The organism is Gilliamella apis (assembly GCF_030758615.1).
In the GTDB taxonomy this organism is placed as follows: domain Bacteria; phylum Pseudomonadota; class Gammaproteobacteria; order Enterobacterales; family Orbaceae; genus Gilliamella; species Gilliamella apis_A.
In genome coordinates this window covers 2,587,454-2,603,560 of the sequence record NZ_CP132381.1, presented here as the reverse complement: position 1 = coordinate 2,603,560, position 16,107 = coordinate 2,587,454, and the positions used below count along the sequence as shown (strand labels likewise).

The 16,107-nt window shown below is 33.6% G+C and carries 13 protein-coding genes; 7 read left to right on the top strand and 6 right to left on the bottom strand.

Annotated elements, in window-relative coordinates; genetic code table 11:
- Positions 1 to 2 precede the first annotated feature (2 nt).
- Positions 3 to 1,577 carry an urea ABC transporter permease subunit UrtB gene (gene urtB / locus RAM17_RS11945; protein WP_110447096.1) on the bottom strand — a complete coding sequence of 525 codons (1,575 nt, stop codon included), beginning with the start codon at positions 1,575 to 1,577 and terminating at the stop codon, positions 3 to 5.
- 123 nt (positions 1,578 to 1,700) lie between these two features.
- Positions 1,701 to 2,996 (bottom strand): urea ABC transporter substrate-binding protein, encoded by a 1,296-nt coding sequence (gene urtA, locus RAM17_RS11940; protein ID WP_110447097.1) that lies wholly within the window; start codon positions 2,994 to 2,996, stop codon positions 1,701 to 1,703.
- 317 nt (positions 2,997 to 3,313) lie between these two features.
- Here urtA and RAM17_RS11935 point away from each other — a divergent pair, with 317 nt between their 5' ends.
- Positions 3,314 to 3,826 (top strand): ClbS/DfsB family four-helix bundle protein, encoded by a 513-nt coding sequence (locus tag RAM17_RS11935; protein WP_110447098.1) that lies wholly within the window; start codon positions 3,314 to 3,316, stop codon positions 3,824 to 3,826.
- Between the two features lie 36 nt (positions 3,827 to 3,862).
- Positions 3,863 to 4,096, top strand: coding sequence for a helix-hairpin-helix domain-containing protein (locus tag RAM17_RS11930; protein WP_110447099.1), 234 nt, complete (start codon positions 3,863 to 3,865; stop codon positions 4,094 to 4,096).
- A gap of 368 nt (positions 4,097 to 4,464) precedes the next feature.
- On the opposite strand, the gene cas3 is transcribed toward RAM17_RS11930, so the two are convergent.
- Positions 4,465 to 7,173 carry a CRISPR-associated helicase Cas3' gene (gene cas3 / locus RAM17_RS11925; RefSeq protein ID WP_110447100.1) on the bottom strand — a complete coding sequence of 903 codons (2,709 nt, stop codon included), beginning with the start codon at positions 7,171 to 7,173 and terminating at the stop codon, positions 4,465 to 4,467.
- A 413-nt stretch (positions 7,174 to 7,586) separates the two neighbouring features.
- On the opposite strand from cas3, the gene RAM17_RS11920 reads away from it, so the two are divergent.
- From RAM17_RS11920 to RAM17_RS11900, 5 genes are all read left to right on the top strand, one after another.
- On the top strand, positions 7,587 to 9,542 hold the full coding sequence (locus RAM17_RS11920) for an extracellular solute-binding protein (protein WP_220000017.1): 1,956 nt from the start codon (positions 7,587 to 7,589) through the stop codon (positions 9,540 to 9,542).
- A gap of 1 nt (position 9,543) precedes the next feature.
- Positions 9,544 to 10,632, top strand: a complete 1,089-nt coding sequence (locus tag RAM17_RS11915; protein ID WP_110447102.1) for a microcin C ABC transporter permease YejB — start codon at positions 9,544 to 9,546, stop codon at positions 10,630 to 10,632.
- Positions 10,632 to 11,663 (top strand): ABC transporter permease, encoded by a 1,032-nt coding sequence (locus tag RAM17_RS11910; RefSeq protein ID WP_110447103.1) that lies wholly within the window; start codon positions 10,632 to 10,634, stop codon positions 11,661 to 11,663. The genes RAM17_RS11915 and RAM17_RS11910 overlap by 1 nt, the downstream gene beginning before the upstream one ends.
- Positions 11,660 to 13,429: a microcin C ABC transporter ATP-binding protein YejF gene (gene yejF, locus RAM17_RS11905; RefSeq protein WP_110447104.1), complete on the top strand. Its 1,770-nt coding sequence runs from the start codon at positions 11,660 to 11,662 to the stop codon at positions 13,427 to 13,429. Before RAM17_RS11910 ends, yejF begins: the two co-directional genes overlap by 4 nt.
- Positions 13,430 to 13,502: 73 nt before the next feature.
- The gene (locus tag RAM17_RS11900) at positions 13,503 to 14,363 is read left to right on the top strand and encodes a hypothetical protein (RefSeq protein ID WP_110447105.1); all 861 of its coding nucleotides are present in this window, start codon (positions 13,503 to 13,505) and stop codon (positions 14,361 to 14,363) included.
- A 65-nt stretch (positions 14,364 to 14,428) separates the two neighbouring features.
- Here the strand turns inward: RAM17_RS11900 and frdD are convergent, their stop codons facing one another.
- From frdD to RAM17_RS11885, 3 genes are all read right to left on the bottom strand, one after another.
- Positions 14,429 to 14,782, bottom strand: a complete 354-nt coding sequence (gene frdD / locus RAM17_RS11895; RefSeq protein ID WP_110447106.1) for a fumarate reductase subunit FrdD — start codon at positions 14,780 to 14,782, stop codon at positions 14,429 to 14,431.
- A 14-nt stretch (positions 14,783 to 14,796) separates the two neighbouring features.
- Complete coding sequence (locus RAM17_RS11890; RefSeq protein WP_110447107.1) at positions 14,797 to 15,234, bottom strand: hypothetical protein; 438 nt, start codon at positions 15,232 to 15,234, stop codon at positions 14,797 to 14,799.
- A gap of 197 nt (positions 15,235 to 15,431) precedes the next feature.
- On the bottom strand, positions 15,432 to 16,016 hold the full coding sequence (locus RAM17_RS11885) for a hypothetical protein (protein WP_110447108.1): 585 nt from the start codon (positions 16,014 to 16,016) through the stop codon (positions 15,432 to 15,434).
- Positions 16,017 to 16,107 lie beyond the last annotated feature (91 nt).

Sequence of the window (16,107 nt, the reverse complement as noted above, 5' to 3'; positions counted from 1 at the left end):
ATTTACCCCTCTACAGCTCGACCGCGTTGTGGGAAAAGACCGCGAGGTCGTTTTTGAATAAACAGTACTAAACTAATCAGCACCACAATTTTAGCTAACATGGCTCCAGTAATTGGCTCTAAAAATTTATTGGCCAACCCTAAAATTAAGCCAGCAATTAATGTTCCCCATAAATTACCAACACCACCAAATACCACTACCATGAATGAATCAATGATATAATTTTGACCAAGATTTGGGCCAACATTGGTGATTTGTGAAAGAGCAACGCCTGCCAATCCAGCTATACCGGAACCAAGGCCAAAGGTTAGCGCATTTACCCAGCTGGCTTTAACGCCTAAACATCTTGCCATTAATGGATTCATCGAAATAGCTCTGACATTAAGTCCTAAAGCTGTTTTTTTCATAATCAATAACAAAATAATGAAAATGGTTAAGCTAAAACCAATAACATATAGCCGATTAATCGTGAGCGATAAAAAGTCATTGATCTGAATTGAACCTTGCATCCAACTCGGCGTGATTATTGCTTTATTTAACGGTGAAAATATTGTTCTGAATAACTGTTGTAATAATAGACTGATACCAAAAGTGGCTAATAAGGTTTCGAGAGGTCTACCATATAGATATCTAATAACGCTTATTTCTATTAACATTCCTACCGCACCGCATACCAAAAATGCAGCAGGGATAGAGAGAATTAACGCTATGCCGGGATAGTTAGGCAATAGTTGTTGCATCACGTATGTGGTATATGCGCCAATCATAATTAATTCACCATGCGCCATATTAATCACGCCCATAACCCCAAAGGTAATAGCGAGTCCAATGGCAGCAAGTACGAGTACTGCACCTAAACTAATACCAAAATAGACTTGTTCAGTTTTTTCATACATTGCTTTTTTTTGGGTTAATTTATCAAGTAGGTTTTGTGCCGTATCTTTGACTATTTGTGAATCATTGATGGTAGTCAATTGTTGTAGTTTCTGAACAAAAATAGGGTTAGTCACCTGACTAAGTTGTGTCAGTAGAACCAAACATTCATTTTCATCGCAATTTGTCAGTTTTGCGAATGATAATGCTTCAAGTAATCGCTGTTTAACTTCACTATCTTGTTCTTGAGCTAACCTTTCAACAATGAAATTCATTTGTGATGGTGATTGAATATGTCCGAAAAGCTCTTTCGCTGCAATACGTCTTGTTGGAATAGTATTACTACTTAGCTTCATTTGAAGTTGATATTCGGCAATTAATTGACGAATATTATTGTTAATCGCAATACGTTTAAACTTATTTTTAGGTACATCCAGTACTTGCTTGTTATTCCAATTAACAAATTGATTATCCTTTTTTATAACTAGTGTACTATTGGTCTCCAGCCAGTATAAGTTCCCCTCAACTAATGCATTGAAAAGAGGCTGTATTGTTGCATTATTTTCCTTAATCATGTCACTGATTAATTGTTGTTTTTCAGTTAGTGAACCTTTTGCTAGTCTTTGCTCAAAATGTTCTGGTAGTACTGCTGTTGCTAGATTGGCGATCATCCATAACAGACAAATCAATATTATTCTTTTCATTATTTATTCCTATGCTTCTGCTCGTCATATTGATTAACCAATGATCGGTTTTGTATTTTCATCTTTATTGAAGAGATGTGGTGAGATATAACTCACCATGCATAATTTTTTGGCTTCAAATGATTAATCTTTTAGGCAAACTTTTTTACTCACATCATATTTACCGCATGCTAATGGTGCTCGCCAATCAGCAATCATTGATTTAGAACTAGGTAAATAATCTGACCATTCATCACCAACAATAGTACCTGCTGACTTATATACCACTTCAAATTGACCATCGTTTTGAATTTCTCCAATCATAATAGGTTTAGTAATATGATGGTTTGGCATCATTACTGCATAACTACCAGATAAATTAGGTACTGTTACACCTATTAATGCATTTTGAACTGCGGATGGATCATCGGTACCTGCTTTTTCTACCGCTTTTACCCACATATTAAATCCAATATATGTGGCTTCCATCGGGTCATTTGTTACCCGTTTATCACTTTTAGCAAAGCTATGCCAGTTATCTATAAATTCGCTGTTTAAGTCAGTATCAAGTGATTGGAAATAATTCCATGCTGCTAAATGACCGACTAATGGAGCCGTATCAATACCTGATAATTCTTCCTCACCTACAGAAAAAGCAATGACCGGAAGTTGGTTTGCTGTAATACCTTGGTTAGATAATTCTTTATAAAAAGGAACATTGGCATCACCATTGATGGTTGATATCACGGCTGTCTTTTTACCTGTTGCGCCAAATTTTTTGATATCAGCAATAATAGATTGCCAATCAGAATGACTAAATGGGGTGTAATTAATCATTATGTCACTATCTTTCACACCATAATGGTCTTTAAGATAGGTTTCTAAAATTTTGTTAGTCGTTCTAGGATAAACATAATCAGTACCCACTAAAACCCAACGTTCAATATTAAATTCTTTCTTCAAATAATCTACAGCAGGAATGGCTTGTTGATTTGGTGCTGCGCCGGTATAGAAGATATTTTTTGAGGATTCTTCTCCTTCATATTGTACTGGGTAAAATAGAATACCGTTAAGTTCTTCAAAGATAGGTAATACCGATTTTCTTGATACCGATGTCCAACAGCCGAATACCGCTGATACTTTATCTTTTGCTAGTAGTTCTCGTGCTTTTTCTGAAAAAAGACTCCAATTTGATGCTGGATCGACGACCACTGCTTCTATTTGTTTACCTAACACACCACCTTTTTTATTTTGTTCATCTACCAGCATTAAAAGTGTATCTTTTAAAGTGCTTTCTGAAATTGCCATCGATCCAGAAAGTGAATGCAATACACCAATTTTAATGGTATTTTCAGCCGCATAAATTAGATTAGTCGTGAATAAGCCAACAGCTAGACAAGTTAACTTAATGGATGTATTTAATTTGCTCATTATTGACATAGTAATACCTCTTTAAACATACAATTGGTGTGATTTATTGTTATTTAAGGTAATGCAAAAGTTATGCCAAATAGATGATGAACAGTGTTTTTTATTTAATAAACTTATAGATACAATATTTTATACTAGCAATAGACGTTTATTGTGTAGGATGAATAGTGGTATTTTTAGCTTATAAACAATATGAATAAAAATAGATAACGCACTTTATTTGATCGAATGGTCTAAATTGGTGCAGATTAAATATGTCTTTTGACCTGAAGCTATAGTATTGATATGATTGATTAAAATGATATAAAGATGAAAGGTAATCAGATATGAATTACGCCAATAAACAACAACTATTAGATGAAATTAATAAAACAGCTAAGCTATTTATTGATGAATTCAGTGGATTAACCGAAGCGGAAAAAGATAAATTAATTGAAGGTGTTGATCGAACGCCAGCCCAGATGATTGCTTATCAATTAGGATGGTTAGATCTTGTTAAATCTTGGGATGATGCTGAACTTGCTGGGCAAACGCCTATATTGCCAGCGGAAGGATACAAATGGAATCAGTTAGGTGAATTATACCAACATTTTTATAAAATTTATCAAGATGATTCATTACAAGAACTGATCCAATTATTTAAACAGAAACTAGCTACTTGGAATAGCTGGATTGAGTCATTAGATGATAATACGCTTTTTACTAAAGATGCTCGCAATTGGACTAAGCCTTATCCTTCAGCGTGGCCTGTGGCACGATTTATCCACATTAATTCAGTTGCACCATTTAAATCCTTTAGAACTAAAATCAGGAAATGGAAAAAACTAAATTCGCATTAGTAACATCATAACAATTTTTTAAAATGGACAGAAAAAATGGCCTTTTCAGAAACCGAACGCCAACAATTATTAGAATTAAAATTTGTTGGCACTAAAATTATTGAAAGACTTGAAGAGATGCAACTTGATTCTTTTGATAAATTACGCAATGCCTCGTTAGATGAAATTCTTAACAAAGGTGCTTTACTAACAGGATCATCATGTTGGAAAAATAGCCATCAAGCTAAAACAGCCATCCAAAATATTTTGGCTTTGGTTAATCAAAGCTAATTAATATTTGATTCTAACTAATTGCTAACTCTTTGTTTATTCCTATATGTATAGGGAACACATCCAACCGAGGCACCAAAAGCCCTAATTGGGCGGTTTATCCCTATGTATATAGGGAACACCCACGGGTATATAAATATGTCTTTACCATTACCGGTTTATCCCTATGTATATAGGGAACACAGATTCTAGTTTTTTAATATTGATGCTATCCGCGGTTTATCCCTATGTATATAGGGAACACTCTAATTATAACTAATTGTTTTATAATTGAAATATACAGTTGTCATTTTTTACCGATTTTATTGGTTTAAATTTTAATCAATTTATTAGAAGATAGAATTATTACTTTTTAAATGTGGATTAAATTAATTAAGATAAAAACCTAATTCTTTAGTATAAAAGGAAGATTCTTTTTCTAACTTAATTAAAACAATTATTGCATTAGATCTATGTATTTGTTGTCTTAATTTTTCTAGATGTTGTTGATCAAGTTGTGGAATGTCATTTTTAACCCTAGCCCATTTAGATGCACTAATTGTAAGATGACTTTGTTCCCAAGCATACTCACTACTACTTGAGTAAGGCAGAATTTTATCTTCATGTTGATATGCTAAATAAAGATCAACATTATCCTTTGATAAACGGGTAGAAACTTCAATTTCCTTATCCCATTCACCATTGAATTGTTCACGGCTGTAGCATTTATTAAAATTTAATGTGATACTTTTAGCTTGTGAGCTTTGGCCAAGTTGTTGTCCTAGTGCTTGATAAAAAGCTTCTTGTAAACCTTCTGGTGGTTCAAGATCATGGCGATAAACAGCTTCTATAAGTAGTCTCGCATCTTCAGGCATTGTTATAACACCTCTTTCACGTAAAACTCGTTGGGTAAACCATAAATAGGCATGATTAACGTAAACATATTTAGTATTGCGAAATTCTGGATTATCTAGCCAATCTTCGCTTGGATCATCATCCCACGTTGGTGCAAAAACGGTCAATATTGGTTTGTTACGATCATCAATGGGACGATTTTGCTCTGTAGATGGTTTGATATTGCCTTGTTTATCGCGTACATGCCTTTGTAAACGTCCTGCACGTTGAATCAATAGATCAATAGGTGCAGTGTCACTAATCATTTCGTCAAAATCAAGATCTAATGATTGCTCAATGACTTGAGTAGCAATAATAACCTTACCTGTACGAATTGTATGATTTGAAGTTTTCCCCGCCCATTCGATAGTTTTTTGCTCGATAGCCAAACGGTCACAATAAGCAAAACGACTATGAAATAGCAAAATTTGCTTAGTATCAAGATGCAAATTTTGTTGTATTTGTTGATATAAACTAATGGCATCAGCCACACTATTTTTTATCCAACAAATAATTTTTCCTTGCTCAATTGTACTCTTTATTTTTTCTATACCGGAATTGATATTATCAATCCAGTCAATCTTAACTTGTCGCTTTACTTCATCTCTTGTTTCTATTGCTTGTTCGACTAAGCTTTTTTGATTTAGTTGAGTAAATAAAGGAAAAGGTAAATCTGTATTAACTGTTAAAGATGATGGTGTTGATGTTAATCCACTATAGAAGGCGTTAAGCAATTTTTCGCGCAGAAAAAATGGTAAAGTCGCAGTAAGAATAATTGCACTGCCACCTTGCGATGCATGATTATGCAATAATGATTCTAATAGTTTTACCATATAACTATCATAAGCATGAACTTCATCTAAAATAAGTAATTTATGACGCAACCCTAATAATCGCAAAGATTGATGTTTAAATGGCATTACAGCCATCAAAGCTTGATCCAACGTACCAACCCCAACTTCCGCCAGTAATGACTTTTTACGAGTATCGACAAACCATTCATTGCACTCGCTACTGGCTGAATTATCATTGTTGAGATATTTTTGCTGACTAATATTATCTAAATTAATTATTGTTTGAGTAAAAGTCGGATTCATGTAACTTGCACCATGAGCCAAAACCAGTGATGGATGGCTGTCGGCTTGATACAATTGGCCGTAGACCTCTGCCGTTCGTTGATAGATACCATTAGCGGTTGCTTGAGTAGGCATACCGATGTAAATACCGTGTGCTTTCCCGGCAGCCATTAATCGATGTGCCAAAATCATGGATGCTTCGGTTTTACCGGCACCGGTGACATCCTCCATAATAAATAATTCAGGTCCAATATTGGTTAATTGGCAGGATAGTGCTTGTTGTTGTAGTGGTGTCGGTTTTTCTATAAATGGAAACAGGTTTTTAATACCATTAAAAGGAGTAATGGAGGATCTTTTAGGTAAAGTTGCTACGGATTTTTCAGCATTAGCGAGTGCATAGTTTGCCCAATACTCTGATAACTCCATTGATTTTGAACAAAAAGGAAAAAATTGCTCATTGGAACCTAACCAATCGCTAATAACGGTTATGGCTACGATTAACCAGCTCAATTTGCTGAGAATTTTGCGAAATTTTTTATCAAAAAAACTAGTGTGGTAGCCAGCTAACCGATTATCTACGATAAACAACTTATTAATTGCTTTAATATAATCTAAAGATGCTTGTTTATCTTGTGAATTAAATGCTAAGTTGCCTTTGGCATCTAAGATTGGCGGCTTGCCATGGTGGCCGGTCATGATTAATAACCAAATATTATATATTTGGTCAATATTATAATTGTAATGTTCTAATTGGATTTCTGATTCTTGCATTAAATAATTCTTCCATAACCAGTGTCCAAGAGAATCATGTCGAGTTAAATAACTTTTGGCAGGATCTGGGGCGACGAGATGGGGATTATTGTGTTTGAATAATTGCTGAAATCCATTAGCGAATTTGCCAATATCATGCCAAGCTAGAAAATAGGCGAACCAAAGGGCTGCTGTTTCAGTCTCATTTGATGAAAAACCAATCTGCTCAAATAGCTCTGCAGAATTAAAATGATTGTTTTTTACTATATGATATCCACAAGCTGCAACATCTAAATTGTGGTAGGCTAAAAGGTGATAATTATCTGACTGATCGCCTTGTTGGCATTTTCCCCAATATTTGTAGAATGATTCAAGCATTAAAACGGATATCCTTATTTTAGATGATTAACTGGTTGGAATATTTAGCTTAGTATCATTAATGATTCTAAAATAATAAAAGAATATTGATTAAATTGCTAAATTTTTATACTAAAAAACCCCGTTCCTCAAAATTTTTTTATTATGAATCATGACGATTTATTCTTATCTAGTTAAAAATTTGTTTTTATAAAAGAATATATCTTAAACAAATATTGATAACAATTAATGTTATAATCGCTGTTCATTATTAAGTTTATTAATAAGGTTTTGCTCATTCGATTGAAGTTTGGCAAAATAGTTAGCTTACTGTGTATGATTTAGCGTATTCTAAATCGTTTAAAAATTTCTAATACTCAATAGGGTAAAATCTTATTTTGATAAATTGTTGATAAAACAGGAACTAAATTAGGATGATTAGTCAAAGAAAAAAAAATATCAAAAAGTTATTCATCTCAAGCTGTTTGAGTGGATTATTCTTTTGTTCAATGACTGTCTATGCCGAAGAAGAACCAAATATCACTTTACTGTCAGATACAACGGTAGAAGCTAACCCATCAACTGAGACCATTGAATCCCAGCCGATTGACAGCATTGAACCGAATCAACCAAGCGAGCATATTTATCATAAAACCATTTTTTCGTTATTGGGTGATCCGAAATATCCTGAAAATTTTGACCACCTAGAATATGTGAACCCCAATGCCCCTAAAGGTGGTATTATCAAACTACATGAAATAGGTACCTTTGATAATTTTAACCGTTTTGCTAGTCGTGGCGCACCTGAACACCATTCTGGTTCGTTATATGATTCTCTTTTTACCTCAACAGCCGATGATATTTCCAGCTTTTATCCACTGATAGCAACTTCAATTACTTATTCTGATAGTTATCGTTGGGCAGAAGTCTCGATTAATCCTAATGCACGATTTCAGGATGGTAAGCCAATAACCGCATATGACGTGGAATTTACTTTTCATAAATTTATGACCGAAGGTGTTTCACAATATCGAGTTTATAACAAAGGGATAAATGTTAAAGCGATAGATGATTATCGGGTTAGGGTGGAATTGCCTGAAACCGATCGTGAAAAATTACTTTCTTTTGTCGGTAGTATGCGTGTTATTCCTAAACATTTTTGGCAAGATCATAATTTTTCTGAGCCGTTAAGTACTCCTCCTATTGGCAGTGGTCCTTATTATATTAGTGATTATAAAATGGGGCAGTATGTAGTTTATAAGCGTAATCCTGACTATTGGGCAAAAGATTTACCTGTTAATAAAGGTTTAGATAATTTTGATGAAAAACGTATCGATTATTATATGGATACGAGTATATCTTTAGAGGCGTTTAAAGCTGGAGAATACGATTTCCGAGGTGAAGGGCAACCGAAAAACTGGTTTACTCAATATCAAGGAAAATACTTTGATTCAAAGGATATCATAAAGCAAGAAAAAAACGTCGAAACCGCTGTAGATACTAAATGGTTAGCGTTTAATTTGCAGAAAGATCTTTTTAGAGATGTTAGAGTTCGTCAAGCAATAACCTTAGCTTTTGATTTTGAATGGCTTAATCACGCCTTTTATTATGATAGTTATAAAAGACCGTTTAGTTTTTTTGAAAATACTATTTATGCTGCAAAAGGTAAACCTAGTGAACAAGAACTTAAATGGTTAACACCATATAAAGATATTATTCCCGAGCAAGCTTTTGATGAAGCCTACACTATTTCGAAAAGTGATGGACAAGGTTTTAACCGCAATAACTTATTAACTGCAGCTAAATTATTAGAAGAAGCGGGTTGGATCATTAAAGATGGTAAGTTAATTAATGCTAAAACTGAGCAACCTTTTGCGTTTGAATTGTTGACTTATCTAGGTGATGATATTAAATATGCGATTCCATTTCAGCAAAATTTAGCCCGTTTGGGGATTACAATGAAAATAACTTCATTAGATTATGCCCAATTGACGCGCAGAATGCGTGAGCGTGATTATGACATGATGCCACGTAATTATAATGCAATAGATTATCCATCCTCAGATTTAATAATTTTTTGGGGAAGTGAATATTTAAATTCTTCTTATAATGGTTCAGGATTACATAATCAGGCAATTGATTCGATTATTGCTGAAATAATCAAAAATGTAGGTAATCAAAGTGAGTTAATTTCACTGGGACGAGCGCTCGATCGTATTTTAACTCAAGAATATCCGATGATTCCAATGTGGTATAACAGCAAAACTTATTATGCATATTGGAACAAATTTGGGCAACCAGCCATACAGCCAACTTATGCAATAGGTATTGATAGCTGGTGGTATGATGCAAACAAAGCAGCTAGTTTGACAAAGAATAGAGTACGTTAATATGTTGAATTATTTTATCCGTCGATTATTGCTAATTATACCAACCTTATTAATCATTTTGACTATCAACTTTTTTATTGTGCAAATTGCACCAGGTGGCCCCGTCGATCAAGCTTTAGCTATGATAGAGAATGGCCCTCAAGCAGGGCAAGTATTGCTGCCTGGCAGTGAAAATAGCCCTGCTAAGTTGACCGAACCAAAAAATGAATCAAATTATCGTGGTGCACGCGGTTTAGATCCAGAAATTGTGGCAATGATTGAAAAACAGTATGGATTTGATAAACCGCTTTGGGAACGCTACATCAATACGTTAAAGCAATATATCCAGTTTGATTTTGGTAACAGTTTTTTTAAAAGTGAATCAGTATTAAGTTTAATTGCAAAAAGTTTACCTGTTTCTATTTCATTGGGATTATGGAGTACATTAATCATTTATTTAATCTCAATCCCATTAGGGATTCGTAAAGCGGTTAAAGATGGTTCAAGATTTGATTTTTGGTCAAGTACGTTAATTATCATTGGTTATGCAATACCTGCTTTTTTATTAGCCGTATTATTAATTGTTTTGTTTGCAGGTGGCAGTTATTGGGATATTTTCCCGCTGCGCGGATTGATTTCTAATAATTTTGAACAATTAGATTTTTGGGGCAAAGTAAAAGATTATGCATGGCATATTTGCTTACCGACTATCGCTATGGTAGTAAGTGGTTTTGCCACACTAACCATGTTAACCAAAAACTCATTCTTAGATGAGATTCGTAAACAATATGTTGTCACTGCCAGAGCGAAAGGGTTAAGTGAAAGGCAAATTCTGTATAAGCATGTTTTTCGTAATGCGACCTTGCTTATTGTATCGGGTTTTCCTGCTGCATTTGTTGGCATTTTATTTACCGGTTCAGTATTGATTGAAGCTATTTTTTCGCTTAATGGATTGGGTCTTCTCGGTTATGAAGCAATTATTCAGCGTGATTACCCAGTTATTTTTGGTTCATTGTATATATTTACATTGATTGGGCTTATTACCAAACTCTTATCAGATTTATCTTATATGATAATCGATCCACGTATTGACTTTGAGGCTCGCAACTGATGACTACGCACTATTCAATTAATCAGCTACGTTGGCAACGATTTAAACGCAATCGACGTGGGTATTATTCATTATGGTTATTTTCAATATTATTTATAATCAGCCTATTTTCTGATTTTATATTTAATGATCGACCAATATTTATCAAGTATCAAAATAACTATTATTCGCCAATATTCCATTTTTATCCGGAAACTGAATTTGGTGGGCAATTTCAAACACAAACTAATTATTTAGATCCGGCGGTACAAAATAAGATTGAGTCTGATGGTTGGATACTTTGGCCTCCATTTCGTTATACCCATAATACAGTGATTCATGACACAACCAGCACGTTCCCTACACCACCATCAAAAAACCATTTGCTTGGCACCACCGATGCTGGGTTTGATGTTTTAGCAAACATTGCCTATGGTTTTAGAGTATCAATGTTTTTTGCCTTGTTTCTTACCTTTTTCACCTCCATTATCGGCGTGCTAATTGGCGCGATTCAAGGTTATTATGGTGGAAAAGTTGATCTATTAGGACAACGATTTATTGAGATTTGGAGTGGTTTACCTGAGCTATTTGTGATAATTCTGCTTGCCAGTATTTTACCGCTTAATTTTTGGTGGTTATTAGGTATTACGGTGTTATTTGGCTGGATGGCATTGGTCGGTGTTGTTCGAGCAGAATTCTTGCGAACCCGTAACTTCGATTATATTCGAGCCGCTAAAGCTATGGGCGTAAGCGATAGTAAAATTATGTTACGACATATGCTACCAAATGCGATGGTGGCAACATTAACATTTTTACCATTTATTCTTTGTGGTTCAATTTCAACACTAACGGCACTTGATTTTCTTGGCTTTGGTTTACCAATCGATTCACCATCTTTAGGGCGATTATTACTACAAGGCAAAAATAATTTGCAAGCGCCTTGGTTAGGAATGAGTTCTTTTTTAGTTATTTCCATCTTATTGTCACTGTTAATATTTATTGGTGAAGCAATTAGAGATGCATTCGATCCAAACAAAGGAGTATATCAATGAGTTCTCCTTTATTATCTATCATTGATTTAAGTATTGCCTTTAAAACTGGCCAGCATTCACAAAATCAAGTTGTTGACGCTATTAGTTTTGATATTAATGAACAAGAAACAGTAGCATTAGTCGGTGAGTCAGGCTCTGGTAAAAGTGTAACAGCACTGTCAATATTAAGGCTGTTATCAAAAGAGCGAGTGATTTATCCTTCAGGAGATATTATTTTCGAAGATAAATCATTATTACATGTCTCTGAAAAACAATTGCGTAAAATTCGCGGTAATGAAATTAGTATGATATTTCAAGAGCCAATGGTATCACTTAATCCATTGCATACCGTTGAAAAACAACTTTATGAAGTCTTATCTTTACATCGGGGTATGCGACGTAATGTGGCTCGAGGTGAAATCTTACAATATCTCGATCGGGTTGGCATTAAAGATCCTAAAAGCAAACTGGCTTCTTATCCTCATCAGTTATCTGGCGGTGAGAGGCAACGTGTAATGATTGCCATGGCCATTTTAACTCATCCAAAATTATTAATTGCTGATGAACCAACTACTGCTTTAGATGTTTCTGTTCAGGGACAGATTATTGAATTACTCAAAGAGCTCAAAAAAGAGCTTAATATGAGCATGTTATTTATTTCACATAATTTGGGCATAGTAAAAAAATTGGCAGATAAAGTAGCGGTAATGCAGGATGGCCAAATTGTTGAATTCAATAATAAACAACGTATCTTTTTGCGTCCACAGCATGAATATACTCAAACATTATTAAATTCTCAGCCTAGTGGTGAACCGGTTCCTTTACCTGATACTCCTGGTATATTGCTGAATGTGAATCATCTTGATGTTGAGGTCGTTACTCAAAAACGATTATTTAGCAGCAAAAAGAAAAAAATTGTTGATAATATTGGTTTTGCGGTACATCAAGGTGAGACAGTTGGTATTGTTGGGGAGTCAGGCTCAGGTAAAAGTACCACTGCACTAGCTATTTTACGTTTAATAAAATCAAAAGGCGATATCCTATTCGATAGCCATCCTATCCAGAATTTATCTGGTAAGAAGTTATTACCATTCCGTAGCCGAATTCAGGTTGTATTTCAAGATCCATTTTCATCACTTAATCCTCGCTTTAATGTTGAGCAGATCATCAGTGAAGGTCTAATGACGCACAAAAAATTGACTAAAACAGAGCGAGAACAAGCGGTAATTGATATTATGCTAGAGGTTGGTTTGGATCCTGAAATGCGTTTTCGTTATCCAAATGAGTTTTCTGGTGGACAACGGCAAAGAATAGCGATTGCTAGAGCTTTAATATTGCAGCCGGAACTATTAATTTTAGATGAGCCAACGTCATCTTTAGATCATACAATTCAAAAACAGATAATTAATTTACTTAAATCATTGCAAGAGAAACATCACCTTAGCTATCTGTTTATTAGCCATGATCTTGCGTTAATCTATTCAATATGTCATCAGATTGTGGTTATGAAAGACGGTAAAATTGTTGAACAAGGTTCACGAGAAAAAGTGTTTTATACGCCGGAATCAGAGTACACTAAAGTTTTACTATCATTTTTAGATAAACCACCGAGAAAAGCGACTAAGACGTTAATTCACGCGGATATTATCGAAAAAACTCAAAAAACAGGATCATCTGAAAATGTAGAAAAAGATGGACAGTCTGATGAAAAACAACAAGCTCAGCAAGAGCATAAACAAGAACAAAAGGTTAATTGGGAAGACGCATTATTAATGCGAAAAAAATAAATGTACAACTTTGTGGCTTAGCTATAAGCCACTATTAAATATTTAGTTTAGTAAACGAGTTAACAGGTTCATTATGCAAAAAAATATATTCCGTTTTTTAACCGCTTCATGTTTATCATTTATCTCAATAAATGCAATGGCATTGACATGTTCAGATAATCCCGAACAAAATAAAGTTGAGGCAAATAACTATATTTTTAAAATATTAGACTTTATTGATTCAACAGCTAAAGGGATTAAGCAAGAAGTGAGAACTTCAACCATTACATCAGATACTGGTACGATACGTTCAATTGTCAAACATAGTTTAAATTATGATCCAAATGGTTTGATTACAGAAAGTCATTACGATCTTTATTCCGGTGATAATGAAAAACTCTATTCTGAACATCTACAAAAAAACGAATCTGGCTGGCAAAATGTGATTGAAGATATTGAGGATGAAACAAGGAGCACCACTCAGTTCAAAATCGATACACAAGGTAGAGTTATTGCTTCTGAACAGATAAAACAAGCGCCCGATTTTACCTTTATTGAGAATGATAGTTATCAATTTGATAATAACAATTGTTTAATTAATAAAAATGTGCAATGGCAGCTAAAAGAGTTGGATGCTAATGGTCAAGTAGTAGGAACAGAGCAAAAAGGTGCTTCGATTTATGCATTTGGTTATCAAAATCGCCATCTAGCAAAGGTCTCGGCGCAATATAGTAATAAAACTAAAAATGAAAGCGATTTTTCTTACCAATATGATGATAAAAATCGATTAAATGCAATCCAATCGACTTATTCAATAGTTGGAAAAAATACCACTCATTACATGACTGAATTTTTAACTTTTAATGAGAAAAATGATTGGCTGAGTGCAACACAATCAAAACAAAATAGAAAAACCAAACAAACTAATATAGTTCGGCAGATTACGTATTATTAATCAATTAAACATGGCGTTATCACTAGTGAACTCGATAACGCCAATGAATAAACATCACTCTAGTTTTATCTTACAAATAAAATATAAATCGCATGAGCTGTCCATGCTAACGCTAAACCATACGTAAGTAGCTTTTCTCGCTTTGGATAGATATTAAATTGATGTAACAAAGTTAGAATCTGTTGCAATCCACACCAAATTGGTAGCGAAATCATTAAGCACAAAAATAATTTACCTAATTCAGTATTGGCTAACTTTAAAATATATGAACGCGTTATTGCGTCACCAAAAGGAATGATAAACGCAACAATGATTAATACCACTGGTGCGAAAATAGCTGCCCAAAGCCCACCTAAAGAAAATAATCCTTTTGCCACTTTTGAGTCAGACTGTATTGGTTGAGTTTCTTGATTTTTCATTGATCAAATACCACTTATTTAATTATCAATAATACTAAGCAATATGAAAGTAAAATTGTTACACCCCATAAGCCAATAATAAGTAAATATCCTTGTTTCTTTTTATGAATATTTTGCTTAAAAATAATCTTTGGCATTAACCTAAACCAGTTTATTGAATGAAATAAAGCGAGTAGTAATGCAATACAGTTTAGCACTACAACAACTGGGCTTTGTAAGAAAAAAATAAAACGATAAAACTCATCTTGTCCCATTTTATTTGTATACATACAGATAACACCATACATCAACACCAAACTAACCCAAATCATGGAAAAAGGCGTTAATTTATCAATGATTGACAGAAACAACGGCTGTTTTGTCTGTAACGATGTGATCTCGGACTGTGTACCAGTATTGTTATTATTTAAATCTTTATTTGCTGGATAATTATCATTATTCTTTTTAATCATAACTTTCTCAATGTGAGTAACATTATTATGTAATTAACGTTTCTAGGGCTGAATGTTTAATGTTGTATTATAAACATTAAGTGATTCAAATCGTCAAATTAAAGTCCTGCATAATATCGGTTTTTAAGGTAATAACACTAGGCAGAAAGTGCGTTGAAATGGTTTACATGATATTGCAAATGTGATTAATTAGTAAATTATTTGCTAGTAACAAATAACTTATAATCAATTAAGTATGAGCCTATTGGTGTTTCTTTAACTCTTACTTGAGCTTTAGTACCATATTTGATTTTGTCATTTAAATTTATACATAGAAAAAAGAAATAATTGTTATCTTTATCAAGAATCTTTAAACCATTTTTACAATGCCCATGTTTACCTCTACTTGGCCCTGGTGCGGTAATTTTATATTCAGTGGTATAAATTTTAGATTCAGTAGGATAGAAATAAATAATATCTATTGGTATACCTAAAAAAATTAGGAGATTAAAAGAAAAAATCATAAAAGCACGTGCAAGGTACTGTTTAATTCGTTCTAAAAATGGTTTTTTCAACATTTTTTTTCTAGAAAAAGCGAGAAGAAAACTAAGCATGATGGCTACAGAAAAAAATGAAAATTCAATTTTAGGGAAGATAATAGTTCTTTGGTGTACTCGCAAAGCAAAAAGAATATTAAGAATAAACAAGAGTGCCACTGAAAGCTGTACTATTGCTGTTATATTTTTCTTTAATACAACTTTTTTTAATAGATCTTGATTATAATTTTTAAAGTTTTGTGGCATATAAGATCTCTATCATCTCTTCTTAATAAAGTTTATTTTTACTATATCATTAATAGCTAATTTTTAGCTAAACTAAAATAATTATTAAAAA

Bases quoted from the DNA above. Each gene is read 5' to 3' on its own strand.
- RAM17_RS11930 (WP_110447099.1), top strand. From the start codon at position 3,863: ATGGCCTTTTCAGAAACCGAACGCCAACAATTATTAGAATTAAAATTT.
- RAM17_RS11935 (WP_110447098.1), top strand. From the start codon at position 3,314: ATGAATTACGCCAATAAACAACAACTATTAGATGAAATTAATAAAACA.
- urtB (WP_110447096.1), bottom strand. From the start codon at position 1,577: ATGAAAAGAATAATATTGATTTGTCTGTTATGGATGATCGCCAATCTA.
- frdD (WP_110447106.1), bottom strand. From the start codon at position 14,782: ATGAAAAATCAAGAAACTCAACCAATACAGTCTGACTCAAAAGTGGCA.
- RAM17_RS11885 (WP_110447108.1), bottom strand. From the start codon at position 16,016: ATGCCACAAAACTTTAAAAATTATAATCAAGATCTATTAAAAAAAGTT.
- yejF (WP_110447104.1), top strand. From the start codon at position 11,660: ATGAGTTCTCCTTTATTATCTATCATTGATTTAAGTATTGCCTTTAAA.
- RAM17_RS11920 (WP_220000017.1), top strand. From the start codon at position 7,587: ATGATTAGTCAAAGAAAAAAAAATATCAAAAAGTTATTCATCTCAAGC.
- RAM17_RS11890 (WP_110447107.1), bottom strand. From the start codon at position 15,234: ATGATTAAAAAGAATAATGATAATTATCCAGCAAATAAAGATTTAAAT.
- urtA (WP_110447097.1), bottom strand. From the start codon at position 2,996: ATGTCAATAATGAGCAAATTAAATACATCCATTAAGTTAACTTGTCTA.
- RAM17_RS11915 (WP_110447102.1), top strand. From the start codon at position 9,544: ATGTTGAATTATTTTATCCGTCGATTATTGCTAATTATACCAACCTTA.
- RAM17_RS11910 (WP_110447103.1), top strand. From the start codon at position 10,632: ATGACTACGCACTATTCAATTAATCAGCTACGTTGGCAACGATTTAAA.
- cas3 (WP_110447100.1), bottom strand. From the start codon at position 7,173: ATGCTTGAATCATTCTACAAATATTGGGGAAAATGCCAACAAGGCGAT.
- RAM17_RS11900 (WP_110447105.1), top strand. From the start codon at position 13,503: ATGCAAAAAAATATATTCCGTTTTTTAACCGCTTCATGTTTATCATTT.